Source organism: Streptomyces sp. NPDC004126, assembly GCF_050275515.1.
Classification (GTDB): domain Bacteria; phylum Actinomycetota; class Actinomycetes; order Streptomycetales; family Streptomycetaceae; genus Streptomyces.
Genome location: NZ_JBNNPF010000045.1, coordinates 40,145 through 66,186, shown reverse-complemented (window position 1 = coordinate 66,186; position 26,042 = coordinate 40,145). Strand labels below are relative to the sequence as shown.

Genomic DNA, 26,042 nt, shown 5'->3' with positions numbered 1-26,042 from the left:
GGCCGCCGCCCCCCCTCCGCCACACCCCCCGGGGGGCCTTGTACTCGCCGCGCCGGCGTTTGAGGCGCGGGGGTCTGGGGGCGGAGCCCCCAGGAGGGGTCCGGGCGCAGCCCGGGGAACGGGCGAAGGGCGGGTAGGGGACCCTCGCCCCGCGCAGCGGCACCCGCAGCCCCGGCAGCGCGAGCCCGCACCGCCGCCGGCGGGACGCCGCGGGACACCCCACCCCGCCGTCAGGCGACAATGACCAGGTGCTCCACGATCTCTTCCCGCCCGGCATCCAGCACGCCCTGGACCTCGCGGGCATCTTCGTCTTCGCCACCGCCGGCGCCCTCCTCGCGGTCCGCAAGAACTTCGACGTCTTCGGCATCTGCGTCCTCGCCCTCGTCACCGCCCTCGGCGGAGGCCTCCTGCGGGACCTCTGCATCGGTGCCGTCCCGCCCGCGGCCTTCAGCGAACTCAGCTTCTTCGTCACCCCCCTGATCGCCGCCGCGTTCGTCTTCTTCCTCCACCCCGAGGTCCAGCGCATCAACCGCGCCATCAACGTCTTCGACGCCGCCGGCCTCGGCCTGTTCTGCGTCACCGGCACCACCAAGGCCTACGAGTACGGCCTCGGCCTGACCGCCTCCGCCGCGCTGGGCCTGGCCACGGCCGTCGGCGGCGGCGTGCTGCGCGACGTCCTGGCCAACGAGGTGCCCTCGCTGCTGCGCGACCGCGAGATGTACGCCGTACCGGCCGTCGTCGGCGCCGCGATGGTGGCCGTGTTCATCGGCTTCGAGATGCTCAACCCGGTGACCACCGGCATCGCCATCGTCACCACCTTCGTGCTGCGCCTGCTCGCGATGCGCTACCACTGGCGGGCCCCGCTGGCCTGGAACCGCCGTTCCTCGGTGGCCGAAGAGATGTAGGTGCACGGCGCACAAGGAAAAGCTACCGCTTAGTAGCTTGCCGGTGTACCGTCGTCGGCATGTCTTACGCAGCGGCCCAGGCCTCCATCGGCGACAGCGAATTCGACCGCGACACCACCGTCACCGCCCGCGCGGGCGAGCCCGGGGTGTACGACGCGGAGCTGTCCGCAGGCTGGACGATCATCACCGCCGTCAACGGCGGCTACCTGCTGGCCCTGGTCGGCAGGGCCCTCGCATCGGCCCTGCCGCACCCGGACCCCTTCACCGTGTCCGCCCACTACCTGACCTCCTCCGTGCCCGGCCCCGCCGTGATCCGCACCGAGGTGGTCCGCGTGGGCCGCACCCTCTCCACGGGCCAGGCCTCGCTGTTCCAGTACGACGAGAACGGCGCCGAGGTCGAGCGCATCCGCGTCCTCGCCTCGTACGGGGACCTCACCGCGCTCCCGGACGCCGTGCACACGGTCGCCCGCCCGCCGGCCATCCCGGCGTACGAGGACTGCCTCGGCTCCGAGGCCGGCCCGGCCCCGATTCCCGGCAGCAACGCGATCGTCGACCGGCTCCGGCTCCGGCTGGACCCGGCGACCGCGGGCTGGGCGGTCGGCGCCCCCTCCGGCAAGGGCGAGATGCGGGCCTGGTTCGAGCTGGCCGACGGCCGCGACGCCGATCCGCTGTCGCTGCTGCTCGCGGTGGACGCGCTGCCGCCGACCGCCTTCGACCTCGGCCTGCTGGGCTGGGCCCCGACCGTCGAACTCACCACCCACATCCGCTGCCGCCCGGCCCCGGGCCCGCTGCGGGTGGGCATCGTCACGCGCAACCTCGCCGGGGGCTTCCTGGAGGAGGACGCCGAGGTCTGGGACTCCGCCGACCGCCTGGTCGCCCAGTCCCGCCAGCTGGCCCGCGCCCCGCGCTAGGGGAGCGGGAGGGGTCGCACCGGGCCGCGGAGGGGGCGGCCCGGTGGTCGGACCAACCCCACCCGGACGGGACCCGGCGGGTCGGGGGACTCGTAGAATCACAAAATCATGGCCTACCTCGACCACGCCGCGACCACACCGATGCTCCCGGAAGCCGCTGCGGCGATGACCGCGCAGTTCGCCGCCACCGGTAACGCGTCCTCCCTGCACGCCGCCGGCCGCCGGGCCCGCCGCACCGTCGAGGAGGCCCGCGAGTCCCTCGCCGAGTCGCTCGGCGCGCGCCCGAGCGAGGTGGTCTTCACCGCCGGCGGCACCGAGGCCGACAACCTCGCCGTCAAGGGCCTCTACTGGGCCCGCCGCGACGCAGACCCGGCCCGCAGGCGGGTCCTCGCCAGTCCCGTCGAGCACCACGCCGTCCTCGACGCCGTGCACTGGCTCGCCGAGCACGAAGGGGCCGAGGTCGAGTACCTCCCCGTCGACCGCTACGGCCGGGTGCACCCCGAGGACTTCCGGGCGGCCCTGGAGCGCAACCCGGACGACGTCGCCCTCGCCACCGTGATGTGGGCCAACAACGAGATCGGCACCGTCATGCCGGTCCATGAACTGGCCGCCGTCGCGCGGGAGTTCGCCGTCCCCCTGCACTCCGACGCCGTCCAGGCCTTCGGCCAGCTCGACGTCCGCTTCGGCGACAGCGGCCTCGCCGCCATGACCGTCAGCGGCCACAAGGTCGGCGGCCCCTACGGCATCGGCGCGCTGCTGCTCGGCCGCGACCAGAGCCCCGTCCCGGTCCTGCACGGCGGCGGCCAGGAGCGGCACGTCCGCTCCGGCACCCTCGACGTGCCCGCCATCGCCGCCTTCGCGGTGGCGGCCGTACTCGCCGCCGAGCGGCGCGAGCGGTTCGCCGCCGAGGTGGGCGCCCTGCGCGACGAACTGATCGCGGCCGTGCTGGCCGCCGTCCCCGACGCCGTCCTCGGCGGCGACCCGGTGGACCGGCTCCCGGCCAACGCCCACTTCAGCTTCCCCGGCTGCGAGGGCGACTCGCTCCTGCTGCTGCTGGACGCCCAGGGCATCGAGTGCTCCACCGGCTCCGCCTGCACGGCGGGGGTCGCCCAGCCCAGCCACGTCCTGCTCGCGGCCGGTACGGACCCGCGGCTGGCCCGCGGCACCCTGCGGTTCTCCCTGGGGCACACCTCCACCAAGGAGGACGTCGCCGCCGTCGCCGCCGCGATCGGCCCCGCCGTGGAGCGAGCCCGCAGCGCCGGTCTCAGTTAGCGGCCGCCGTCCCGAGCTCCTGCCGGACCATGCGGAGGTAGCGGTCCCAGTCCCAGTGCGGGCCGGGGTCCGTGTGGTCGGCGCCCGGCACCTCGTCGTGGCCCAGGATGTGCCTCCGGTCCGCCGGTATGCCGTACCTCCGGCAGACGTCGGCGGCCAGCTTCGCCGAGGCCGCGTACATGGCGTCGGTGAAGTCCCGGGGGCGGTCGACGAAGCCCACGTGCTCGATGCCGATGCTGCGCTCGTTCATGTCCCGGTTCGCCGCGTGGAAGGCCACGTCCAGCTCGCGCACCATCTGCTCCACATGGCCGTCCTGGCGCACTATGTAGTGCGCCGACGCCTTGTGGAAAGGGTTCTTGAAGGCGTCGACCGAGGACTCGAAGCCGCCCTGTGTGACATGGACGACGATCCGGTCCACCCGGTAGTCGTCGGGCCGGTCCGCGAGCCGCCAGTTCGCCGGCGAGGCCGCCGTCCAGCTCGCGGCCGCGTAGTCGAGCTCGCCCTCCTTGCGCGGCTTGGACACCCCCGGCAGCAGCCACCAGGCCCGGCCGATCTCGTCCCGGGCCGCGAACCCCGCCGCCGCGAGGACCCCCAGCCCGCCCAGCAGCACCGCCCGCCGGGTCCGGCGCGGCGGCCCCTTCGGCCCCTTCTCCACCTGTTCGGTCATGTGATCCACCCCCCACAGCCGATAACGCGCTGTGACCCCGCCCGGTTCCCCGTACCCTGGACGGTGCTATGACTGAGAACCTGCCGCGCACCGCCCGCCCCCTCCGCGTCCTGGCCGCCATGTCCGGCGGCGTGGACTCCGCCGTCGCCGCCGCCCGCGCCGTCGAAGCCGGGCACGACGTCACCGGTGTCCACCTGGCGCTCTCCGCGAACCCCCAGTCCTTCCGGACCGGCGCCCGCGGCTGCTGCACCATCGAGGACTCCCGCGACGCCCGCCGCGCGGCCGACGTCATCGGCATCCCCTTCTACTGCTGGGACCTCGCCGAGCGCTTCCGCGAGGACGTCGTCGAGGACTTCGTCGCCGAGTACGAGGCCGGGCGCACCCCGAACCCCTGCCTGCGCTGCAACGAGAAGATCAAGTTCGCGGCACTGCTCGACAAGGCCCTCGCCCTCGGCTTCGACGCCGTCTGCACCGGCCACTACGCCACCATCGTCGAGAACGCCGACGGCTCCCGCGAGCTGCACCGCGCCTCCGACATGGCCAAGGACCAGTCCTACGTCCTCGGCGTCCTCGACGAGAAGCAGCTGGCCCACGCCCTCTTCCCGCTCGGCGACACGATCACCACCAAGGACGAGATCCGCGCCGAGGCCGAGCGCCGGGGCCTGGCCGTCGCGAAGAAGCCCGACAGCCACGACATCTGCTTCATCGCCGACGGAGACACCCAGGGCTTCCTCGCCAAGCGCCTCGGCAAGGCCGAGGGCGACATCGTCGACGGCGCCACCGGTGAGAAGGTCGGCACCCACGACGGCGCCTACGGCTTCACCATCGGCCAGCGCAAGGGCCTGCGCATCGGCCACCCGGCCCCCGACGGCAAGCCCCGCTACGTCCTAGACATCTCCCCGGTGAACAACACCGTCACCGTCGGCCCCGTCGAGGCCCTCGACGTCACCGCCCTCACCGCGATCCGCCCCCGCTGGTGCGGCTCCACCCCCGCCGCCCCGGGCACCTACACCGCGCAGCTGCGCGCCCACGGCGGCGAGACCGAGGTCTTCGCCGAGGTCGTGGACGGCGAGCTGCGCGTCACCTTCACCGAACCGGTCCGCGGCGTGGCCCCCGGCCAGGCGATCGTCCTCTACGACGACACCCGCGTGGTCGGCTCCGCCACCATCGCGACGACCACCCGCACGGCGGCCGCCGCCACCGCCTAGACGACCGTCAGGACGATCTTGCCGGTGGTGCGGCCGAGCTCGCCGATCTCGTGCGCCTTCGCGGCCTCCGCGAGCGGCAGGACCGTCTCCACCAGCGGCTTCAGCGCGCCGCCGTCGGCCAGCGCGGCGATCTCGCGCAGTCCCTGACGGTCCGGCTCGACCAGCACCCAGTCGGCACGGAAGCCGCGGGTGTCGGCCGGGACGTCGTCCGGGCCCGGCAGGGTGACCAGCCGGCCGCCCTCGCGGAGCACCGACAGGGACCGTTCGGCGATCTCGCCGCCGAGGCCGTCCAGGACCACGTCCACGTCCGAGACGACGTCCTCGAACGCCACGGAGCGGTAGTCGACGACCTCGTCCGCGCCCAGCGCGCGCAGCAGCTCGTGCTTGCCCGCGCTGGCCGTGCCGATCACGTAGGCCCCGCGCGCCTTGGCGATCTGCACCGCCAGGTGGCCGACCCCGCCGGCGGCGGCGTGCACGAGGACCCGCTCGCCGGGACGCACGTCCGCGGTGTCCACCAGCGCCTGCCAGGCCGTCAGCGCGGCCAGCGGCAGGGCGGCGGCCTCCACGTGGCTCAGCGAGGCGGGCTTGGCCGCCAGCTGCCGGGCCGGGGCGACCACGTACTCCGCGTAGCCGCCGGCCTGCCGCGGGAAGAGCGGCATGCCGTACACCTCGTCACCCGGCCGGAAGACGGTCGTGCCGGGGCCGACGGCCTCGACGGTGCCGGAGACGTCCCAGCCCACGATCGGGGTCTCGCCCCAGGCGATCAGGGCCCCGCTGGCCCGGGTCTTCCAGTCGACCGGGTTGACGCCGGCCGCGTGGACGCGGACGAGGACCTCGCCCAGGCCCGGCTCGGGCCGCTCGATCTCCCGCTCGACCAGGGTCTCGGGGCCGCCCCACTCGTTCACGACGATCGCACGCATCTCTTCTGCCTCTTTCCGACTGATTCCGTACTTTTCCGGGCCTTGCCCGGCGACATCACTCAGATTCGGGCATCGCACACCACCGTGGTATTGGCCGTCCGGTCACCATGTGACAGGATCTGGCCATGAGCACGTACCCCGACGGAAGCGGCCCCCACGGCAGGCACCTGATCGCGGTGCTCGCCCTGCCCGGCTTCCCGCCCTTCGAGCTGGGCATCCCCTCGCGCGTCTTCGGCCAGGCCGTGGACGAGGCCGGCGAACCCCTCTACGAGGTCGTCGTCTGCACCGCCGACGGCGGGCCCGTCCCCAGCGACTCCGGCTTCGGCCTCCAGCCCGCCGCCGGCCCCGAGGCCCTCGCCGCCGCCGACACGGTGATCGTCCCGCCCACCCACGCCATGCCCGAGCTGGCCCTCGGCGGCCCGCTGCCGCCCGCGGTGGCCGCCGCCATCGCCGGCATCCGGCCCGGCACCCGCCTGGTCTCCATCTGCTCCGGCTCGTACGTGCTCGCCGCCGCCGGACTCCTCGACGGCCGGCCCGCCACCACCCACTGGAACCTCGCCCCCGAGTTCCGCCGGGCCTACCCCCGGGTCCGGGTCGACGAGGAGGTCCTGTTCGTCGACGACGGCGACGTCCTGACCTCCGCCGGGGTCTCCGCCGGCGTCGACCTCTGCCTCCACCTGATCCGCCGCGACCACGGCGCCGCCGTCACCAACCGGGCCGCCCGCATGTGCGTCGTCCCGCCCTGGCGCGACGGCGGCCAGGCACAGTTCATCGACCGGCCGGTGCCCGAGCCCACCGTCGCCACCACCACCGCCACCCGCGCCTGGGCCCTGGAGCGCCTCGGCGAGCCGATCTCCCTCGCCGAACTCGCCGAGCACGCCCGGATGAGCCTGCGCACCTTCACCCGGCGGTTCCGCGACGAGGTCGGCATGACCCCCGTCCAGTGGCTCACCGCCCAGCGCCTGGAGATCGCCCGCCACCTGCTGGAGTCCAGCGACCTCCCCGTCGACCTGGTCGCGCACCGCTCCGGCTTCGGCACCGCCAACTCCCTGCGCCAGCACATGCGTGCGTCCATCGGCGTCTCCCCGATCGCCTACCGCCGCACCTTCCAGCCCGCCGCCCGGGCATGACCTCCGGGGTAATCGCCACCGCCGCCCCCCGCTGACAGCATCGGAGCAACGGCCGGGACCGCCCGGCGCACCGACAGGGGAGGCCCACATGACCGCGTACGCCATCGCCCACCTGCACCAGCCGACGATCAACGAGGACGTCCTGCGCTACATCGAGGAGATCCAGGCGACCATGGACCCCTTCGGCGGCCGCTTCCTCGTCCACGGCAAGGAGGTCGAGGTCCTCGAAGGCCCCTTCCCCGGCACCGTCGTCGTCATCGGCTTCCCCGACATCGAGCGGGCCCGCGCCTGGTACGCCTCCGACGCCTACCAGGCCATCCTCCCGCTGCGCACCGGCCACATCCCCGGCACCGCCTTCCTGGTCGAGGGCGTCCCCGCCGACTACGACGCCACCGGGCGGGCCGGCGCCCTCCGCGAGGCCGCCGGACTCTGACCCCCGGCGCCGGGCCGCGGACCGAGGCGGCGGCGGGGCCCGGGCGGATGCGAGCATGGCGGTATGCCTACTCACCTGATCACCGGTGCCGGTTCCGGCATCGGCGCCGCCGTAGCCGCCCGCCTGCACGCCCGCGGCGACGACCTCGTCCTGCTCGCCCGCGACGCCGCCCGCGCCCGGCAGCTCACGGAGCGCTACGCCGGCGCCCGGGTCCTCGTGGGCGACCTGTCCGACCCCGACCGGCTCTCCTGGGCCTTCTCCAAGCAGCAGATCCCCGAGCGCATCGACTCCCTCCTGCACATCGCCGGGATCGTCGACCTCGGACCGGTCGGGGAGCTCCGCCCCAAGACCTGGCACCAGCAGCTCAACGTCAACCTGATCGCCCCCGCCGAGGTCACCCGGCTGCTGCTGCCCACCCTGCGCACCTCCAAGGCCACCGTCGTCTTCGTGAACTCCGGCGCCGGCCTCACCGCCCACGCCGACTGGAGCGCGTACGCCGCCTCCAAGCACGGCCTCAAGGCCCTCGCCGACTCCCTGCGCGCCGAGGAGAAGGCCAACGGCATCCGCGTCACCTCCGTCTACCCCGGCCGCACCGCCAGCCCCATGCAGGCCAAGGTGCACTCGCAGGAGGGCAAGGAGTACGACCCCGAGCGCTGGATCGACCCCGAGTCCGTGGCGACGACCATCGTCATGGCCGTCGACCTGCCGCGCGACGCCGAGGTCAACGACCTGTCCGTCAGGCCCGGCCGATGACCGCCAGCGCCACCGGCGTCGGCTCCCTGCCCGGCGGCGACGCCCGCGAGGCCGCCAAGACCGCGACGGGCTCCTTCGAGGAGTTCCCGTACCTGCCCGAGCTGCCCGCCCGCGGACCCGGCGCGGACATGATCGGCCGCTCCCTGGGGCTGCTCGTCGACATGTACGCGCACGTCGAGCCCAGCGGCTGGCGGGTCAGCGACCGCCCCGGCCGCGACACCCGCCGCGCCCGCTCCTGGCTGGGCGAGGACCTCGACGCCCTGGAGGAGTTCACCCAGGGCCACACCGGCAAGCTCAAGGTGCAGGCCGTCGGCCCGTGGACCCTGGCCACCGCCCTCGAACTGCACGGCGGCGAGGCCGTCCTCCAGGACGCCGGAGCCTGCCGCGACCTGGCCGGATCCCTCGCCGAGGGCCTGCGCGACCACCTCGCCGACGTACGCAAGCGCGTCCCCGGCGCCGAGATCGTGCTCCAGTACGACGAGCCGTCGCTCACCGCCGTCCTGCGCGGCCGGGTGCGCTCCGCCAGCGGCTACCGCACCTACCGGGCCGTCGACCGCCAGGTGGTCGAGAGCACCCTGCGCGACCTCTTCGCCGTCCACGACGGGGAGGTCGTCGTGCACTCCTGCGCGCCCGAGGTCCCCTTCGCGCTGCTGCACCGGGCCGGCGCCACGGGCGTCTCGTTCGATTTCTCACTGCTCACCGAGCGCGAGGACGACGCCATCGGCGAGGCCGTCGAAGGCGGGCTGAAACTCTTCACCGGAGTGGTGCCGGGAACCGATGCCCCGTTGTCAGACCCGGGCGGTAGCGTCATGGGTGTCAGGAAGCTCTGGCGCAGGCTGGGACTGGCCCCGGGGACTCTCGCCGAGTCCGTCGTGGTCACCCCGTCGTGCGGTCTGGCGGGCGCCTCGCCCGCGTACGCCCGCGCGGCGCAGGCCCATTGCGTCAGAGCGGCGAGGTCGCTCGCCGACAACCCTGAGTGACGGTCGAGGACGGGCCACGGGAGGACACGGCATGGCAGCCGAACAGCAGGACACGGCAGTACCGACGGCGGCGCGCGAGCAGCACCAACTGCTCGCCGAGCAGGTCGAGGAGCACCGCTTCCGGTACTACGTGAACGACCAGCCGGTCGTCAGCGACGCCGAGTTCGACCAGCTGCTGCGTTCCCTGGAGGCCCTGGAGGAGCAGTACCCCGAGCTGCGCACGCCCGACTCGCCCACCCAGAAGGTGGCCGGGGCGTACGAGACGGACTTCGCCTCCGTGGAGCACCGCGAGCGGATGCTCTCCCTCGACAACGCCTTCGACGACGAGGAACTGTCCGCCTGGGCCGACCGGGTGGCCCGGGACGTGAACACCCCGGACTACCACTACCTGTGCGAGCTCAAGGTGGACGGCCTCGCCGTCAACCTCACCTACGAGAACGGCCGCCTCACCCGGGCCGCCACCCGCGGCGACGGCCGCACCGGCGAGGACATCACGCCCAACGTCCGCACCATCGCCGAGATCCCGGACCGCCTCAAGGGGGACCGGGTCCCGGCCCTCGTCGAGATCCGCGGCGAGGTGTACTTCCCGATGGAGAAGTTCGAGGAGCTCAACGCGCGGCTCGTCGAGGCCCAGGGCAAGCCCTTCGCCAACCCGCGCAACGCGGCGGCCGGTTCGCTGCGCCAGAAGGACCCCAAGGTCACCGCGAGCCGCCCGCTGCACATGGTGGTGCACGGCATCGGCGCCCGCGAGGGCTTCGAGATCGAGCGCCAGTCGCAGGCGTACGAGCTGCTGCGCGAATGGGGCCTGCCCACCGCCCGGCACAACGAGGTCGTCTCCTCCCTCGCCGAGGTCCGCGGGTTCATCGCCCGCTTCGGCGAGAACCGGCACTCGGTGGAGCACGAGATCGACGGCGTCGTCGTCAAGCTCGACGAGATCGCCCTCCAGGGCCGCCTCGGCTCCACCGCCCGCGCCCCCCGCTGGGCCATCGCCTGGAAGTACGCCCCCGAAGAGGTCAACACCAAGCTCGTCGACATCAAGGTCGGCGTCGGGCGCACCGGGCGCGTCACCCCCTACGCCCAGGTGGAGCCGGTGACGGTGGCCGGCTCCGAAGTCGAGTTCGCGACCCTGCACAACCAGGAGGTCGTCAAGGCCAAGGGCGTCCTCATCGGGGACACCGTCGTCCTGCGCAAGGCCGGCGACGTCATTCCCGAGATCCTCGGCCCGGTCGTGGACCTGCGGGATGGCAGCGAGCGCGAGTTCGTCATGCCGGCCCTGTGCCCCGAGTGCGGGACGGAGCTGCGCCCGATGAAGGAGGGCGACATCGACGTCCGGTGCCCCAACGGGCAGACCTGCCCCGCGCAGCTGCGGGAGCGGGTCTACTACCTGGTCGGCCGGCAGAGCCTGGACATCGAGAACTTCGGCATCGTCGCGGCCGCCGCCCTGACCGGACCGCTGGAGCCGGCGCAGCCGCCGCTGCTGGACGAGGGCGACCTCTTCGACCTCACCATCGAGGACATCCTCCCCATCAAGGCGTACGTCCGGGACCCCGACAGCGGCCTGCCCAAGCGGGACCCGAAGACCGGCGAGGAGAAGATCGTCACGGTCTTCGCCAACCAGAAGGGCGAGCCGAAGAAGAACGCCCTGGCCATGCTGGAGAACATCGCGGCCGCCAAGCAGCGCCCGCTGGCCCGGATCATCAACGGCCTGTCCATCCGGCACGTCGGCCCGGTCGCCGCCGAGGCGCTCGCCCGCGAGTTCCGCTCGATCGAGCGCATCGAGCAGGCCACCGAGGAGGAGCTGACGGCCACCGAGGGCGTCGGGGCGATCATCGCCGCCTCCCTCAAGGAGTGGTTCGCCGTCGACTGGCACCAGGAGATCCTGCGCAAGTGGCGGGCGGCCGGTGTGCGGATGGAGGAGGAAGGTTCCGCCGAGGAGGAGGGGCCGCGCCCGCTGGAGGGCCTGACCGTCGTCGTCACCGGCACCCTCCAGAACCACACCCGCGACGGGGCCAAGGAAGCGCTGCAGAGCCGCGGGGCCAAGGTCACCGGCTCCGTGTCGAAGAAGACCTCCTTCGTCGTCGTCGGCGACAACCCCGGCTCGAAGTACGACAAGGCCGTCCAGCTGAAGCTCGCGATCCTCGACGACGCGGGCTTCGAGGTGCTCCTCGAACAGGGGCCCGACGCCGCGCGCGAGGCCGCGCTCCCGCTGGACGGCGCCGGAGCCGAGGGCGGGGAGTAACCCGCACGGGAGCCGTCCAGGGGGCGGCGGAGGCGAACGGATGCATGGCGCCCGGCCGTACGGGCGGGCGCACGCCCGGCGCGGTTCCCGGTGGTAAACGGCCGGTGGACGGCTGGTCGAAGGGCCATGAGCTGTCGGATCATCGGACGGGTGACAAGGGGGTCCTGGTCCAAACTCACCCGTTCGGCGGATACCGTACTGATGAGGATGGCTGGGCCGCATTCGGGCAACCACCGCCGACCGCTGCCCCTGGGAGCCTCTCGCGGCCTACTGTTGTGGGGTGCGCCTGTCGTGCGCGGCTGCCTGATGCGCTTTCAGCCGTGATGGCATGACATCGGGGCCATCGCGTGGCATCGGCATCGCCGGCTGTGAGAGGGACGGGCATGAAACCCACCGAAAGCGCCGACCCGTCACCTGAATTCGGCGGGGAGATCCCGCCCGTGCGGGCGGGCCGGCTCGGTGTCCTGGGTGCCAGGACACCGGAGACCCGCGCCCTCGACACCGGAGCGGGTGCACCGGGACACGAGCGGCGGCGCACCGTGCTGCCCCTCGCCCTCGTCGGCCTCGCCGCCGTGGTGCTCGCCGCCGGCATCGCCTTCGCACTGACCAACCGTCAGGCGCTGTTCCCCGGCGGCTCCGTGGGATGGGGGCTCGCCCTGCTCACCGGCATCATCGTCGGCCACCTCGTGGCCCTGGGCCGCGACCGCTGGTGGGGCGGCACCGGATCCGGCGCGGCGCTCACCCTCGGCGTCCTGATCCTCTACGGCTGGATCCCCGCCGGACTCGTCTCCCTGGCGGTGGTCTCCCTCGTCGGGGCCGCGCGCCGGCAGCGCTGGCGCCAGGGCCTGCTGCACGGCTCCGTCGACATCCTCGGCATCGGCGCGGGGGCCCTCGTACTGGCGGCCTTCGGCGACGCGCCGAGCGTCGAGAGCCCGTGGCTGCCCATGGACTGGGACCTCGCGGCCGCCCCCGAGGTGGTCCTCGTCGCCCTCGCCTACCTGCTCGTCACCCGGATCCTGCTGTGGTTCGCGCTCACCCCGCGCGGCGGCGGGCTGCCCACCGTGGCCCGCGCGACCATCCTGCGCCAGGCCCTGGTCGCCGCGGCCCTGCTCGGCATCGCCCCGCTGATCTGCGTGGTCGCCAGCACCCAGCCGGTCCTGCTGCCGCTGTTCGCCGTACCGCTCATCGCCCTCGACTCCACCCTGTGGATCGCCCGGGCCCGCGCCGAGGAACAGCTGCGCGACCCGCTGACCGGGCTGCCGAACCGGCAGTGGCTGCTGGAGCGTGCCTGGTCCGCCCTGGACGACGCCGAACGCCAGGGCACCCGGTCGGCCCTCGTACTGATCGACCTGGACCGCTTCCGCGCCGTCAACGACACCCTCGGCCACCTCGCGGGCGACCGGCTGCTGCTCCAGATCGCCGAGCGGCTGCGCCAGGCGCTGCCGGCCGACGCCGAGGCCGCCCGGCTCGGCGGCGACGAGTTCGCCGTCCTCCTGCCCACCACCGACTCCACCACCAGCGCCCAGCGCGTCGCCCGCAACCTGGTCGCCGAGCTCAGCTCCCCGCTCGACCTCGACGGCCTCACCCTCGTCCTGGAGGCCAGCGCCGGCCTCGCCGTCTTCCCCGACCACGCGCTGGACGCGGAGGGCCTGCTGCGCCGCGCGGACGTGGCCATGTACCAGGCCAAGCGGGACCGCACCGGCGTCGAGGTCTACGAGTCCAAGCGCGACAGCAACACTCCCGACCGGCTCGGCCTCCTCGGCGACCTGCGCCGCGCCCTCGACGCCGGCGAGGTGGAACTCCACTACCAGCCGAAGGTCCGCTTCGACGGGCAGGTGGCCGGCCTGGAAGCGCTGGTCCGCTGGGTGCACCCCGAGCGCGGGCGGGTCCCGCCGGACGAGTTCATCGCGATCGCCGAGACCTCCGGGCTGATGCCGCACCTGACGGAGTACGTCCTGGAGACGGCCCTCGCCCAGGTCGCCCGCTGGCGGGCCCAGGGCCTGAAGGTCCCCGTCGCCGTCAACGTCTCGCCGCGCGACGTCCACACCCCCGGCTTCGCGGGAGCCGTCGCCGCCCGGCTGGCCCGGCACGGGGTCCCGGCCAGCGGCCTCCAGCTGGAGATAACGGAACACGTCCTGCTGGAGGACCCCCAGCGGGCCGCCGACACCATGGCGGGCCTCACGGGCCACGGGGTGAAGATGTCCTTGGACGACTTCGGCACCGGCTACTCCTCGCTGGTGCACCTGCGGCGGCTGCCGGTGAGCGAGCTGAAGATCGACCGGTCGTTCGTCGCACGCCTCGCGGTGGACGCCCAGGACGCGGAGATCGTCCGCTGCACGGTCGACCTGGCCCACTCGCTGGGCCTGCTCGTGGTCGCCGAGGGCGTCGAGGACGACGAGACCTGGGAGCGGCTGCGGGACCTGGGCTGCGACGCCGTGCAGGGGTGGCTGGTCGCCGCCGCCATGCCGCCGCAGGAGGCCACCGCCTGGCTGCTGGCCCGCGGCGAGCGCGGCTGGCGCCGCCCGGCCGACATCACGGCCGAGCTGGCCGCCGCCGCCGAAACCCCGGCCGGTCCCTGACGCGGGTGCCCGGGCGGCTGCCGCTGCGCGGGCGGAGTCCCCTACCCGCCCTTCGCCCGTTCCCAGGGGCTCCGCCCCTGACCCCGTTGCGCTCAATCGCCGCGCGGGCTGGAATTTCGCTGCGCGAAATCCAGCCCCGCCGGCGTTTGAGGCGCGGGGGTCTGGGGGCGGAGCCCCCAGGGAACGGCCCCGCGCAGCGGCCGCCCCCGCACCGTGCCGCAGGCCCCGGGCAAACCGTTTACCGGGTCCGGGGCCAGGCCCCATAGGATTGGGGCCGAAACCTACACACTCACCCCCAGAGGATCGCTGCATGCCTGGCATCACGCGCGAGGAGGTCGCCCACCTCGCTCGGCTGGCACGTCTGGAACTGAAGAGCGAAGAGCTCGACCACTTCGCCGGACAGCTCGACGACATCATCGGCGCGGTCGCCCGCGTTTCCGAGGTCGCCGACCAAGACGTCCCGCCGACCTCCCACCCGCTGCCGCTGACGAACGTCATGCGCGCGGACGAGGTCCGTCCCTCGCTCACCCCCGAGCAGGCGCTTTCCGGCGCTCCCGCCCAGGAGCAGCAGCGTTTCAAGGTGCCGCAGATCCTGGGGGAGGACTAATCACCATGGCTGACACCAACATCATCAAGCTCACGGCCGCCCAGACTGCCGAGAAGATCGCCTCCGGCGAACTCACGGCCGTCGAGGTCACCGAGGCCCACCTCGCCCGCATCGAGGCGACGGACGAGAAGGTCAACGCCTTCCTGCACGTCGACCGCGAGGGCGCGCTCGCCCAGGCGGCGGCCGTCGACGCCAAGCGCGCGGCCGGCGAGGAGCTCGGCCCGCTGGCCGGCGTCCCGCTCGCCCTCAAGGACATCTTCACGACCGTCGGGGTCCCGACCACCGTCGGTTCGAAGATCCTCGAAGGCTGGATCCCGCCGTACGACGCCACCCTGACGCGCAAGCTGAAGGAAGCCGGCGTGGTCATCCTCGGCAAGACCAACATGGACGAGTTCGCCATGGGGTCCTCCACCGAGAACAGCGCCTACGGCCCCACCGGCAACCCCTGGGACCTCACCCGGATCCCCGGCGGCTCCGGCGGCGGTTCCGCGGCCGCGCTCGCCGCCTTCCAGGCCCCGCTCGCCATCGGCACGGACACCGGCGGCTCCATCCGCCAGCCCGCCGCCGTCACCGGCACCGTCGGCGTGAAGCCCACCTACGGCGGCGTCTCCCGCTACGGCATGGTGGCCTTCTCCTCCTCCCTCGACCAGGGCGGCCCCTGCGCCCGTACGGTCCTGGACGCGGCGCTCCTGCACGAGGTCATCGCCGGCCACGACCCGCTCGACTCCACCTCCATCGACGCCCCGGTCCCGCCGGTCGTCGAGGCGGCCCGCAACGGCTCCGTCGCCGGCATGCGCGTCGGTGTGGTCAAGCAGTTCGCCGGCGAGGGCTACCAGGCCGGCGTCGTCCAGCGGTTCAACGAGTCGGTGGAGCTCCTCAAGGAGCTCGGCGCCGAGATCGTCGAGCTGGACTGCCCGTCCTTCGACCTCGCCATGGCCGCGTACTACCTGATCGCGCCGTCCGAGGCCTCCTCCAACCTGGCCCGCTTCGACGCCATGCGCTACGGCCTGCGCGTCGGCGACGACGGCACCAAGTCCGCCGAGGACGTCACCGCCCTGACCCGTGAGGCCGGCTTCGGCGACGAGGTCAAGCGCCGCATCATCCTCGGCACGTACGCGCTCAGCTCCGGCTACTACGACGCGTACTACGGCTCCGCCCAGAAGGTCCGCACGCTCATCACCAAGGACTTCGAGAAGTCCTTCGAGCAGGTCGACGTGATCGTCTCCCCGACGACCCCGACCACCGCCTTCGCGATCGGTGAGCGCACCGACGACCCGCTCGCGATGTACCTCGCGGACCTGTGCACCATCCCGACCAACCTGGCCGGCAACTCCGCCATGTCGCTGCCCTGCGGCCTGGCACCGGAGGACGGTCTCCCGGTCGGGCTGCAGATCATCGCCCCGGCGATGAAGGACGACCGCCTGTACAAGGTCGGTGCCGCCGTCGAGGCAGCCTTCGTCGAGCGCTGGGGCCACCCGCTGCTTGAGGAGGCTCCGTCCCTGTGAGTTCCAGTGCACTGTCCAAGGCCAAGGGCTTCAAGAAGTCCAAGTCCGGCACCTACCTGTCGATCGGCACCACCGCTTTCGGTGCCGTCAGCGTGATCAAGCAGGCCCGCAAGGCCCGCACCGAGCACGACACGCTGAAGCTCGTCGACGCCGTTGTGTCCGCCGCCGCCATCGTCACCGGCCTCGCGATCCTGTACCGCGAGCTGAAGCGCCTCGGCGACGACGACGTCCTGCTGGGCTGAGAGGGAAAGTTTCACCGTGACCACCTTCACCGAACTGCTGTCGTACGAGGACGCCCTCGCGTCGTACGACCCCGTCATGGGCCTTGAGGTCCATGTCGAGCTCGGCACCAAGACCAAGATGTTCTGCGGCTGTTCCACCGAGCTGGGCGCCGAGCCCAACTCGCAGACCTGCCCGACCTGCCTCGGTCTGCCCGGCTCGCTCCCGGTCGTCAACGCGATCGGCGTCGAGTCCGCCATCAAGATCGGCCTCGCGCTGAACTGCGAGATCGCCGAGTGGTGCCGCTTCGCCCGGAAGAACTACTTCTATCCGGACATGCCGAAGAACTTCCAGACCTCCCAGTACGACGAGCCCATCGCCTTCAACGGCTACCTGGACGTCCAGCTGGAGGACGGCGAGATCTTCCGCGTGGAGATCGAGCGCGCCCACATGGAGGAGGACACCGGCAAGTCGCTGCACGTCGGCGGCGCCACCGGCCGTATCCACGGCGCGTCCCACTCCCTGCTGGACTACAACCGCGCAGGCATCCCGCTCATCGAGATCGTCACCAAGCCCATCGAGGGCGCGGGCGAGCGGGCCCCCGAGGTCGCCAAGGCGTACGTGGCCGAGCTGCGCGAGGTCATCAAGGCGCTCGACGTCTCCGAGGCCCGTATGGACAAGGGCCAGATGCGCTGCGACGTGAACCTGTCGCTGCGCCCGAACGGGACGAAGGAATTCGGCACCCGCTCGGAGACGAAGAACGTCAACTCGCTGCGCTCCGTCGAGCGCGCGGCCCGCTTCGAGATCCAGCGCCACGCGGCGGTGCTCTCGTCGGGCGGCTCGATCGTGCAGGAGACCCGGCACTTCCACGAGGAGGACGGCTCCACCACGGCCGGCCGCATCAAGGACAACGCCGAGGACTACCGCTACTTCCCCGAGCCGGACCTGGTCCCCGTCGCCCCGGCCCGTGCCTGGGTCGAGGAGCTGCGCGCCGGGCTGCCGGAGATGCCGCGCGTGCGCCGCAACCGCCTCCGCGAGGAGTGGGGCGTCAGCGAGCACGACATGCAGTCGATCCTCAACGCCGGTGCGGTGGACTCCATCGTCGCCACCATCGAGGAGGGCGCCGACTCCACCGCCGCCCGCAAGTGGTGGATGGGCGAGCTGGCCCGCAACGCCAACGAGCAGGGCGTCTCGGTCGACGAACTGCCGATCACCCCGGCCCAGGTGGCCCGGATCGCGGCCCTGGTCGCGGCCGGCGACCTGAACGACAAGCTGGCGCGCCAGGTCATCGAGGGCGTCCTCGGCGGCGAGGGCACCCCGGACGAGGTCGTCGACAAGCGCGGCCTGAAGGTCGTCTCGGACGAGGGCGCGCTGGGCGCGGCCGTGGACGAGGCCATCGCGGGCAACGCGGCCATCGCCGACAAGATCCGCGGCGGCAAGGTCGCCGCCGTCGGCGCCCTGGTCGGCGCGGTCATGAAGACCACCCGCGGCCAGGCCGACGCGGCCCGCGTCAAGGAGCTCATCCTGGAGCGCCTCGGCGTCGAGGGCTGACCCCCGGCCAGTCGCTGACGAAGGCCCCGCACCGGATGCCGGTGCGGGGCCTTCGCCGTGTCCGGGCGCGGCCGCCGGCGCCGTGTCCGGATGTGACGGGGAATCGTCATTGCCGCCATGCCGGGGCCGCGTGAGGATGGGGTCATGCCCACTGAGCACCGGGTCGTCATCGCGGTCTTCCCCGATGTCGACCTCCTCGACGTCACCGGCCCGGCCGAGGTCTTCGCCCTGGCCAACCGGGAGACCGGCGGGCGGGCCGGTTACGAGGTCACCCTCGCGGGGCCCGCGGCCGGACCGGTGCGGACCTCGGCCGGGGTGCGGCTGCTCGCCGACACCGCCTTCGGCGAGGTCGGCGGGCGGGTGGACACCCTGCTGGTGCCCGGCGCGGTCGACATGACCGAGGCCGGACCGGTCGCCCGGATCGACGACGCCGTCGTGGCGTGGGTGCGGGAGACCGCCCCGCACGCCCGGCGGGTGGCGTCGGTGTGCGTGGGGGCGCACCTGCTGGCGGCGGCCGGGCTGCTGGACGGGCGGACGGCGACCACCCACTGGTCGACCGCCGCCCAGCTGGCGGCCGAGCATCCGGAGGTCGCGGTCGACCCCGATCCGATCTTCGTACGGACCGACCGCGGCCGGCTGTGGACCGGGGCCGGGATCAGCGCCTGTCTGGACCTGGCGCTGGCCCTCGTCGCGGAGGACCTGGGCGAGCAGACCGCGCTGGCGGTGGCCCGGCAGCTGGTGATGTACCTCAAGCGGCAGGGCGGCCAGAGCCAGTTCTCGGTGCCGCTCAGCCGCCCGGCCGCCGGCCGGCGCGACATCGACGACCTGCGGCTGTACATCGCCGACCACCTCGACGCGGACCTGTCCGCACCGGCCCTCGCGGCCCGGATGTGCCTGAGCGAGCGGCACTTCGCCCGCGTCTTCACCCAGGAGACCGGCACCAGTCCCGCCGCCTACGTCGAAGCGGCCCGCATCGAGGTGGCCCGGCGCGTGCTGGAGACCACCGACAGCCCGCTCGACCAGGTCGCGGCCGCGGCCGGTCTCGGCTCGGCGGAGACCCTGCACCGGGCCTTCCGCCGGCAGCTCGCCACGACCCCGGCGGCCTACCGCCGCCGGTTCCGTACGCAGGCCGGCTGAGCGCACCCGACCCGTTGGAGGAGGAGGGGCGGCTCCGCCATGCCCTCTTCCGTGCAATTCATCCCTTCAGGAAGGTTTTCCATGAGCACGAACACGACCACGACCACGAACGCGAGCACGAATGCGAACGCGAGCGCGAGCGTCTCTTCCGCGACCCTGCGCGAGGTGAGCGGGCTGGACGGGCGCCCGGCCCGGCTGGCGGACTCCGTCCTGGTGATGATCGACTTCCAGAACACCTACCGGGATGGCGTGATGACCCTGGACGGCGCGGAGGAGGCGCTCGCCGCGGGCGCCCGGCTGCTGGAGCGCGCCCGGGCGGCCGGTGCGCCGGTGGTGCACGTCGTCAACGACGGCGGCGAGGGCACCCCTTACGACATCCGCGCCCGGATCGGCGCCATCAGCGACGAGGTCGCCCCGGCCGAGGGCGAGCCGGTGGTGGTCAAGCAGGCTCCGAACGCCTTCCACGGCACCGAGCTGGAGAAGGTCCTCACCGGCCTGGGCTTCGGCGCGGGCAGCGGGAAGGACCTGGTGCTGGCCGGGTTCATGACGCACATGTGCGTCACCTTCACCGCGGAGGGCGCCTTCTACCGCGGCTACCGGCCCACCGTGGTCGCCGAGGCCACCGCCACCCGCGCCCTGGCCGCCCCGGACGGGACGGTCCTGCCCGCCGGGACCCTTCAGGCGGCCGCCCTCACCACGATCGCGGACCTCTTCGGCGTGGTGGTGTCCGGGGCGGGCGAACTTCTGTAGCGCTCGCTAGTTAAATCGGGTAGGTTTCTTTCTGTAGCGACCGCTACGGAAAGAGTTGGGGGATCGACATGTCCGCGACCACGTCCACGGCCCACCGGGCCCACTACGCCCGCACCGTCCGCACGGAGAGCGGCGGGCCCGGCCTGCTGCTGGCCCACGGGGCGGGCGGGTCTGTGGAGGCCAACTTCGGGCCGCTGCTGGACGCGCTCGCCGCCCGGCACAGCGTCGTCGGCGTCGACTACCCCGGGGCCGGGGCCACCCCGAAGTCCGGGGAGCCGCTGAGCCTCGACGAGCTGGCCGACCAGCTGGTGGCCGCCGCCGACGCCGAAGGGCTGGAGCGGTTCGCGGTGCTCGGCTACTCGCTCGGCGGGAACGTGGCCGTCCGGGTCGCCACCCGGTACCCGGAGCGGGTCACCGCGCTCGTGCTCACCGCGAGCTTCGCGCGGGCCGGGCACGGCTTCGGGCTGGTGGGGGAGTTGTGGTCGGAGCTCGGCCGGCGCGGGGAGAACGAGCTGCTCGCGCGGCTCCTCGTACCGCTCGTGCTCAGTGAGGAGCAGCTGGAGGCGCTGAGCCCCGGGCAGCTGGAGGACGCGGTGCGGGGGACCGCGTCCACGGTGCCGCCCGGGAGCGGGGACCAGGCCGCCCTGATCAAGGGTGCGGACCTGCGCGCGGAACTCGCGGGGATCGGCGTACCGGTCCTGGTCGTCGAGACGACCCGGGACCGGCTCGTGCCGAGGGCGGCCCAGCGGGAGCTGGCGGACGCCCTGCCGGGCGCCCGGCGCGCGGAACTGCCCACCGGGCACCTCCCGTTCGCCGAGCGCCCGGCGGAATGGGCCGCCCTGGTCACGGAGTTCCTCAGCGGGCGTCCGGCGCGCTGAGGAAGGCGAGGCGGGCCGGCTTCGCCGGGAGGTAGACCTCGGGCAGGTCGATCTCCGGCAGTTCGACCTCGGGGCCGAGCTCGAAGCCGGTCCGCTCCAGCAGGGCGATGGCCTTGGCGTTGCGGGCGTCCGGCTCGCCGACGACGCGGCGGGCGGCCGGGTCGGAGAACACGTAGGCGATGAAGACCGTCATCAGGGCGCCGGTGAAGCCGTGCTGGACCCCGCCCTGGCTGGGGCCGATCAGCAGGTGCACGCCGACGTCCCCGGGCTGGACCTCGTAGCACTCGCTGACCCGGTCCTCGGCGCACTCGTACGTCTGGAAGAGCGCGACGGGCTCGCCGTCGCGGCGGACCATGAACGCGTGGTGCGTGGTGCGGCGGTCGACGTCCTCGTAGATCTCCTGGACCAGTTCGCGGCTGGCCTCGGCCATGCCCCAGAAGCGCGCCCGCTCCTCGGTGACCCAGGAGTGGAGCAGTGCGGAGTCGGCGGCGGGGTCGACGGGGGTGATGGTGACCGTCCCGAAGCCCTCGACGTGCTGCGTGTGGACGGGCGTACGGGTGGACGCGGGGGCGGCGGCGGAGCCGGTTCTCATGCGGATTCCTTGGTGAGGCGGGCCCAGTCGGTGACGACGGGGACGAGTTCGCAGCGCGCCCAGAGGGGCAGCTGGTCGCGGTGGTGGGGGGAGCCGTTGACGCCGTCCGCGCCCAGCGGGACCGCCCAGAGGCTGTCCTCGCGGCGGGCCAGGTCCCAGACGTAGCGGGCCGCGGAGGCGCGGGCGGCGCGGTCGGTGAACCCGGGCACGGAGGAGGTGGCGTTGACGCAGTCGTGGTCGCCGCCCAGGCCCGGCCACTCGGCGTCCGGGTCCGGCAGCGCCGACCAGGGCGCGAGGAGGTGGAGGCGGGACCAGGGGGTGTCGTGGGCGCCGGCCCCGGCCGTCTCCTCCAGGGCGGCGCGCACGTGCGCGGCGCGGTCGAGGCCCGGGAGGAGGGGGGTGGTCAGCAGGCCCTCCAGGGCGTAGCCGACGCGGGGCAGGAGGTACAGCCAGGGGTGGAAGACCTCCGGGCCGGCGGGGGCCGGGGCCAGGCCGGCGAAGACGGGGTCGGCGGCCAGGCGGCGTACGGTCGCGCTCCGGAAGGCGGCGAAGGCGGCGGCGTCGGTGCTGTCGGCCGCCATGTGCCGGTCCCAGGCGAGGAGCCGCTCCCGGAGCCGGGCGGCGGCGGGGGAGAGGCCCTCGGGGGCGGGCAGCAGGGCGAGCAGCGGTCCGGCGGAGGCCAGGTAGGTGTCGGCGTGCACGTCGGCCATGGCCTTCGGGGACCAGTCCGCCGAGCCGCTGAGCAGCTCGCGGATCCGGTCGGCGCGGTGCGGGGGCGCGAACTCCACGCCGAGCGGGGACGCGATCCCGCGCGCGTTGGCCATGACCGCGAAGCCCTGGACCGGCTCGGCGGGGGTGGCCGCCCAGCCCTGCCAGGCGTGCCGGGCGTCCCAGGCGGGCACCGGACGGAGCCGGTTCGCGGCGTCGCGCAGCGGGACGGCTCCGGCGACGCGGTGCAGCAGGCCGCCCTCGGAGTCGGCGGCGTGGACGACGTTGACCGGTTCGGCCCAGCCGTCGAGGGCGCGGTCGACGTCGGCGACGGTGCGGGCGCGGAGCAGGGCGGGCAGTGCGGCGAAGCCCAGGTCGCGGCGGACGCGCGGCGGGTACCGCAGGGCGAGGGCGTCGGCGCCGTCGGGGACGAGGCCGTCGGCGTCGCCGTGGACGACGAGCGGGCCGCGCGGGGTCTCCAGGACCTCCACCTCGACGTCGGCGGCGCCGGCCACGGCGATGGTCTCGGTGTGCCGGGCGACGGGCTCCCAGGAGCCGTCGGGGCCGAGCGCCTCCAGGCCGTCGCCGGCCGGGCGCAGCCGCTCGGCGTAGAGGTCCTGGTAGTCGGCCATGGCGTTGGTGATGGCCCAGGCGGCGCTGCCGGTGTGGCCGAAGTGCGCGAGGCCGGGGACGCCGGGGACGGCCAGGCCGAGGACGTCGTACTCGGGGCAGGAGAGGCGTATCTGCTGGTAGACGCCCGGGTCTTCGATGAACCGGTGCGGGTCGCCCGCGATGATCGCCGCGCCGGTGGCGGTCCGGTCGCCCGGGACCAGCCAGCCGTTGCTGCCGGCGGTGCCGGGGCCGTCGGTGGCGAAGAGGGTGGCGGCGCCGTCGCCGAGGACGCGGGCGGCGCGCTCGCGCCAGAGCTTGGTGGCGAACCCGGCGAAGAGGATGTGGGTGGCGATCCAGATCGACAGCGGGACCCAGGGCTCCCAGGGGGCGGGGGTGTGGCCGGTGCGGGCGAAGCGCTCGTCGCGGGCCGCGCCTTCGGCGAGACCGGAGTTGACGCCGTCGACGTAGGCGCGCAGCCAGGCGGCGGTCTCGGGGTCGAGGGCCTCGTGGCAGCGGCGGGCGGTGTCGTCGAGGCGGGCCTGGCGGGCGAAGCGGTCCCAGGGGACGCAGTCGGCGCCGAGGAAGGCGGCGCTGGAGCCCTGGGCGCGGTGCCGTTCCACTTCGAGCTGCCACGCCCGGTCGAGGGCGGTGGTCCGGCCCTGGGCGTAGGAGAGGCGGGTCGGGTCGGACGCGCGCAGGTGCGGGATGCCCCAGCTGTCGCGGTAGACCTCATAGGGCTCTGTAGTCACGCTGCTCACGTCTCCCCGGGCGTCTTAGGTTAGGCTGGCCTTACTATAAGGGTGTCAGGGGGAGGGTCGGACATGGCGGTCGGCAAGGGCTGGGAGGGCGTGGTCCTCAAGCTGCTGCGCGGCAAGGACTTCACGTTCACGGTGACCGGGGTGGAGGAGGTCACCGAACACTTCCGCCGGATCCGCTTCAGCGACGGCGGGCTGCTGGCCGCCGCGGGCCCCTCCCTGCACCCGACCATGTGGGTCCGGGTCTGGTTCCAGGGCGGCAGCCGCCCGCACCAGCGGGCCTACACGCTGGTCGACCCCGACCCGGCGGCCGGGACCTTCGCCTTCGAGTTCGCCCTCCACGACGGGCTGGCCAGCCGGTGGGCGCGCACGGCCGCGCCGGGGGACACCCTGGAGGCCACCGTCCAGGGCACCGGCTTCACGGCGCCGGACCCGGAGCCGGAGCGGCTGCTGGTGATCGGCGACCCGGCCTCGCTGCCGGCCGTCAACTCCCTGCTGGACGCCTACCCGCGCACCCCGGCCGTCATCTGGTTCGAGACCCAGCACGACTCCGACGCCGACCTGCCCGTACGCGCCGACCCGGACCGGCACGACGTCCGGCGGGTGGCGCGCGACGGGTCGGCGCTGGCCCGGCGGGTGCGGGCCGAACTGCCGGAGCTGCTGGGCCCGGACCCGGCCGACGCGTACGTCTGGCTGGCCTGCGACACGGCCACCACCCGGGACCTGGCGGGATACCTCAAGAAGGAACTGGGCCTGCCGAAGCAGCGCGTCAACAGCCTGGGCTACTGGCGCGCGGCCTAGGACCCTCCCGCGCCCCGTCCGGTGTGCCGCCCGGCCGGCCCTGTCGGGGCGGCGTGGGCCCGCGGAGACCGCCCGGGCAGGGCCTACGCGCCGACCGTGCCGTCGACGGCCTCGCGGAGGAAGTCCGCGTGGCCGTTGTGGCGGGCGTACTCGTTGATCATGTGGAGCATCACCAGGCGCAGCGAGGCCTCCTGCTCCCACCTGGCGACGTGCACCGTCACCTCCAGGGACTCGGCGGCGGCCTCGACCGCGCGGGAGTGCTCCACCTCCGCCTCCCACGCGGCGAACGCCTCGGCGCGGGTCGCGGTCGTGGCGTCGTACGCGGCCTGGAAGTCGTGGTCGTCGGACCACAGGTGCGGCACGTCGGCGCCGCCCAGCGTGCGCCGGAACCACTGCCGCTCCACCTCGGCCATGTGCCGCACCAGCCCCAGCAGGGACAGGGTGGACGGCGGCGACGCCTGCCGTCGCAACTCCTCGTCGCCGAGGCCCTCGCACTTCCAGGCGAGGGTGGCCCGTTGGAAGTCGAGATAGGCCCGGAGCGTCTCGCGCTCCCCGCCGGTCAGCGGCGGCGCGACGCGTTCTGTGTTCTGCATGCCGAGATCCTCCCGGATCAGGAGTGGGTGCCCTGCCAGATGTAAGGGGTCGTCACGCCGAGCACGCCGAAGCCCAGGCGCTCCAGGATCGGGCGGCTGTCGTCCGAGGCGTCGACCTGGAGGTACGGGATGTTCCGGGCCGCCGCGACCCGGGCGCGGTGGGCCACCAGCAGGCGGTAGATCCCGCGGCCGCGCCACTCCGGTGCGGTGCCGCCGCCCCACAGGCCGGCGAAGGCGCTGCCCGGCCGCATCTCCATCCGGGCCGCGCTGACCGGGACGTCCCCGGCCATCGCCAGCACGGCCTCGATGGTGTCCGGCTCGTCCCGCAGCAGCGTCAGCATCTGCTCCCGGATCCGGGGGCGCTCGGTGCCGAAGGCGCGGTGGTGCACCTCCATCATCAGGTCCACCCCCGCCTCGTCCGTCACCACTCGCAGGGTGATCCCCTCCGGCGGCTCCACCGGCAGGGCGGCGAGGTCGGCCGTGCGCGCCACCACCAGCGTCTCCGGTGCCTCCGGCACGAAGCCCGCCGCGCGCAGCCGGTCCCCGAGGTCCGCCGGGCGGTCGTGGGAGTACAGCTTCCACTCGAACTCCGGCCCGCCGTCCTCCTCCCCGCGCGCCCCGAAGTGCGCGACCTGCGCCGCGATCTCCGCGTCCGCCGTGTCCTCGTCGAGGTCCGACCAGAGCACGCCGTTCCAGCCGAGCCCCGGCACGGTCTGGCGTACGACCCGGCCCGCCCGCTCCACCCGCGCGTGCGCGGCGTCGGGCTGCGCGTCGCGCCGCATCTCGGCGTCGTAGCGGTCGCGCACCTTCAGCAGTGCATCGTGATCCATCGTCATGCCGGCCAGCTGACCAGCTGAGGGGTCGTGCGTACAACTGCATTAGCCTCACACCGTGACTGACGACTCCGCCATCTACACGGGCAAGGCCACTCCCGACGCCGCCGCCGACCGGGGCTGGCTGCTCGGCCACTTCAAGAGCCCCGGCGATCCCCGCCACAGCGAGGACGTCGAGATCAAGTGGGGGGTCCACCCCAAGGGCGAGGAGCGCGACCGGTGGGTGACCGGCGAGCGCCGCACCGCCCTCCAGGTGCTCGTCAGCGGCCGGTTCCGGTTGGAGTTCCCCGGCCGCACCGTGGTCCTCGCCGAGCAGGGGGACTACGTGGTCTGGGGGCGCGGGGTCGACCACTCCTGGTACGCGGAGGAGGACTCGGTGGTCCTCACCGTGCGCTGGCCCTCGCTCCCCGGCTACCGGGCCGACGAGCCTTCCGCCCCCGAGCACCAGTGACCAAGGTCCCCCATCCCGCCACATGCCTGTGACGATGCACACGAAACCAGCCA

Annotated in this window: 25 protein-coding genes; 19 read left to right on the top strand and 6 right to left on the bottom strand. The window is 73.6% G+C overall.

Features of this window, described 5'->3' with window-relative positions; translation table 11 throughout:
• Window positions 1-248: 248 nt before the first annotated feature.
• From ACQKM2_RS31725 to ACQKM2_RS31715, 3 genes are all read left to right on the top strand, one after another.
• Window positions 249-905: a trimeric intracellular cation channel family protein gene (locus ACQKM2_RS31725; protein ID WP_427715845.1), complete on the top strand. Its 657-nt coding sequence runs from the start codon at window positions 249-251 to the stop codon at window positions 903-905.
• 59 nt (window positions 906-964) lie between these two features.
• The gene (locus tag ACQKM2_RS31720) at window positions 965-1,816 is read left to right on the top strand and encodes a thioesterase family protein (RefSeq protein ID WP_427715843.1); all 852 of its coding nucleotides are present in this window, start codon (window positions 965-967) and stop codon (window positions 1,814-1,816) included.
• Window positions 1,817-1,924: 108 nt separating this feature from the next.
• A complete protein-coding gene (locus tag ACQKM2_RS31715; RefSeq protein WP_427715841.1) occupies window positions 1,925-3,088 on the top strand; it encodes a cysteine desulfurase family protein in 1,164 nt (387 codons plus the stop codon).
• On the opposite strand, the gene ACQKM2_RS31710 is transcribed toward ACQKM2_RS31715, so the two are convergent.
• Window positions 3,081-3,755 (bottom strand): N-acetylmuramoyl-L-alanine amidase, encoded by a 675-nt coding sequence (locus tag ACQKM2_RS31710; RefSeq protein ID WP_427715839.1) that lies wholly within the window; start codon window positions 3,753-3,755, stop codon window positions 3,081-3,083. The genes ACQKM2_RS31715 and ACQKM2_RS31710 overlap by 8 nt on opposite strands.
• 68 nt (window positions 3,756-3,823) lie before the next feature.
• Here ACQKM2_RS31710 and mnmA point away from each other — a divergent pair, with 68 nt between their 5' ends.
• Entirely contained in the window at window positions 3,824-4,963 is a 1,140-nt protein-coding gene (gene mnmA, locus ACQKM2_RS31705; protein WP_427715837.1) for a tRNA 2-thiouridine(34) synthase MnmA, read from the top strand.
• On the opposite strand, the gene ACQKM2_RS31700 is transcribed toward mnmA, so the two are convergent.
• On the bottom strand, window positions 4,960-5,883 hold the full coding sequence (locus ACQKM2_RS31700) for an NADP-dependent oxidoreductase (protein ID WP_427715835.1): 924 nt from the start codon (window positions 5,881-5,883) through the stop codon (window positions 4,960-4,962). The two genes, mnmA and ACQKM2_RS31700, sit on opposite strands and share 4 nt — an antisense overlap.
• Before the next feature lie 125 nt (window positions 5,884-6,008).
• Between ACQKM2_RS31700 and ACQKM2_RS31695 the strand changes: the two genes are divergently transcribed.
• The 13 genes from ACQKM2_RS31695 (at window position 6,009) to ACQKM2_RS31635 (ending at window position 20,644) form a co-directional block, all read left to right on the top strand.
• Window positions 6,009-7,013, top strand: a complete 1,005-nt coding sequence (locus ACQKM2_RS31695; RefSeq protein WP_427715833.1) for a GlxA family transcriptional regulator — start codon at window positions 6,009-6,011, stop codon at window positions 7,011-7,013.
• Window positions 7,014-7,101: 88 nt separating this feature from the next.
• Complete coding sequence (locus ACQKM2_RS31690; RefSeq protein ID WP_427715830.1) at window positions 7,102-7,446, top strand: DUF1330 domain-containing protein; 345 nt, start codon at window positions 7,102-7,104, stop codon at window positions 7,444-7,446.
• A 63-nt stretch (window positions 7,447-7,509) separates the two neighbouring features.
• Window positions 7,510-8,199, top strand: coding sequence for an SDR family oxidoreductase (locus tag ACQKM2_RS31685; RefSeq protein ID WP_427715827.1), 690 nt, complete (start codon window positions 7,510-7,512; stop codon window positions 8,197-8,199).
• A complete protein-coding gene (locus tag ACQKM2_RS31680) occupies window positions 8,196-9,179 on the top strand; it encodes a methionine synthase (RefSeq protein ID WP_427715825.1) in 984 nt (327 codons plus the stop codon). Before ACQKM2_RS31685 ends, ACQKM2_RS31680 begins: the two co-directional genes overlap by 4 nt.
• A 31-nt stretch (window positions 9,180-9,210) precedes the next feature.
• Window positions 9,211-11,418: an NAD-dependent DNA ligase LigA gene (ligA, locus tag ACQKM2_RS31675; RefSeq protein WP_427715822.1), complete on the top strand. Its 2,208-nt coding sequence runs from the start codon at window positions 9,211-9,213 to the stop codon at window positions 11,416-11,418.
• 383 nt (window positions 11,419-11,801) lie between these two features.
• On the top strand, window positions 11,802-13,997 hold the full coding sequence (locus tag ACQKM2_RS31670) for a putative bifunctional diguanylate cyclase/phosphodiesterase (protein ID WP_427715819.1): 2,196 nt from the start codon (window positions 11,802-11,804) through the stop codon (window positions 13,995-13,997).
• A 310-nt stretch (window positions 13,998-14,307) separates the two neighbouring features.
• The gene (gene gatC / locus ACQKM2_RS31665; protein ID WP_007266718.1) at window positions 14,308-14,604 is read left to right on the top strand and encodes an Asp-tRNA(Asn)/Glu-tRNA(Gln) amidotransferase subunit GatC; all 297 of its coding nucleotides are present in this window, start codon (window positions 14,308-14,310) and stop codon (window positions 14,602-14,604) included.
• A 5-nt stretch (window positions 14,605-14,609) separates the two neighbouring features.
• Window positions 14,610-16,109, top strand: coding sequence for an Asp-tRNA(Asn)/Glu-tRNA(Gln) amidotransferase subunit GatA (gene gatA / locus ACQKM2_RS31660; RefSeq protein ID WP_427715814.1), 1,500 nt, complete (start codon window positions 14,610-14,612; stop codon window positions 16,107-16,109).
• On the top strand, window positions 16,106-16,351 hold the full coding sequence (locus ACQKM2_RS31655; protein WP_427715812.1) for a hypothetical protein: 246 nt from the start codon (window positions 16,106-16,108) through the stop codon (window positions 16,349-16,351). Before gatA ends, ACQKM2_RS31655 begins: the two co-directional genes overlap by 4 nt.
• Window positions 16,352-16,367: 16 nt before the next feature.
• The gene (gatB, locus tag ACQKM2_RS31650; RefSeq protein ID WP_427715811.1) at window positions 16,368-17,879 is read left to right on the top strand and encodes an Asp-tRNA(Asn)/Glu-tRNA(Gln) amidotransferase subunit GatB; all 1,512 of its coding nucleotides are present in this window, start codon (window positions 16,368-16,370) and stop codon (window positions 17,877-17,879) included.
• A gap of 144 nt (window positions 17,880-18,023) precedes the next feature.
• Window positions 18,024-19,016: a GlxA family transcriptional regulator gene (locus tag ACQKM2_RS31645; protein ID WP_427715809.1), complete on the top strand. Its 993-nt coding sequence runs from the start codon at window positions 18,024-18,026 to the stop codon at window positions 19,014-19,016.
• Between the two features lie 81 nt (window positions 19,017-19,097).
• A complete protein-coding gene (locus ACQKM2_RS31640; RefSeq protein WP_427715806.1) occupies window positions 19,098-19,766 on the top strand; it encodes an isochorismatase family protein in 669 nt (222 codons plus the stop codon).
• A 68-nt stretch (window positions 19,767-19,834) separates the two neighbouring features.
• On the top strand, window positions 19,835-20,644 hold the full coding sequence (locus ACQKM2_RS31635) for an alpha/beta fold hydrolase (RefSeq protein WP_427715804.1): 810 nt from the start codon (window positions 19,835-19,837) through the stop codon (window positions 20,642-20,644).
• On the opposite strand, the gene ACQKM2_RS31630 is transcribed toward ACQKM2_RS31635, so the two are convergent.
• The gene (locus ACQKM2_RS31630; RefSeq protein WP_427715801.1) at window positions 20,622-21,236 is read right to left on the bottom strand and encodes a GNAT family N-acetyltransferase; all 615 of its coding nucleotides are present in this window, start codon (window positions 21,234-21,236) and stop codon (window positions 20,622-20,624) included. The two genes, ACQKM2_RS31635 and ACQKM2_RS31630, sit on opposite strands and share 23 nt — an antisense overlap.
• Window positions 21,233-23,305 carry a penicillin acylase family protein gene (locus tag ACQKM2_RS31625; protein WP_427715799.1) on the bottom strand — a complete coding sequence of 691 codons (2,073 nt, stop codon included), beginning with the start codon at window positions 23,303-23,305 and terminating at the stop codon, window positions 21,233-21,235. The genes ACQKM2_RS31630 and ACQKM2_RS31625 overlap by 4 nt, the downstream gene beginning before the upstream one ends.
• A 72-nt stretch (window positions 23,306-23,377) precedes the next feature.
• Here ACQKM2_RS31625 and ACQKM2_RS31620 point away from each other — a divergent pair, with 72 nt between their 5' ends.
• On the top strand, window positions 23,378-24,112 hold the full coding sequence (locus tag ACQKM2_RS31620) for a siderophore-interacting protein (protein ID WP_427715796.1): 735 nt from the start codon (window positions 23,378-23,380) through the stop codon (window positions 24,110-24,112).
• Between the two features lie 83 nt (window positions 24,113-24,195).
• Here the strand turns inward: ACQKM2_RS31620 and ACQKM2_RS31615 are convergent, their stop codons facing one another.
• Window positions 24,196-24,705: a DinB family protein gene (locus ACQKM2_RS31615; RefSeq protein WP_427715795.1), complete on the bottom strand. Its 510-nt coding sequence runs from the start codon at window positions 24,703-24,705 to the stop codon at window positions 24,196-24,198.
• A gap of 17 nt (window positions 24,706-24,722) precedes the next feature.
• A complete protein-coding gene (locus ACQKM2_RS31610) occupies window positions 24,723-25,535 on the bottom strand; it encodes a GNAT family N-acetyltransferase (protein ID WP_427715854.1) in 813 nt (270 codons plus the stop codon).
• A 61-nt stretch (window positions 25,536-25,596) separates the two neighbouring features.
• On the opposite strand from ACQKM2_RS31610, the gene ACQKM2_RS31605 reads away from it, so the two are divergent.
• On the top strand, window positions 25,597-25,989 hold the full coding sequence (locus tag ACQKM2_RS31605) for a signal peptidase I (RefSeq protein WP_125822593.1): 393 nt from the start codon (window positions 25,597-25,599) through the stop codon (window positions 25,987-25,989).
• Window positions 25,990-26,042: the final 53 nt, after the last annotated feature.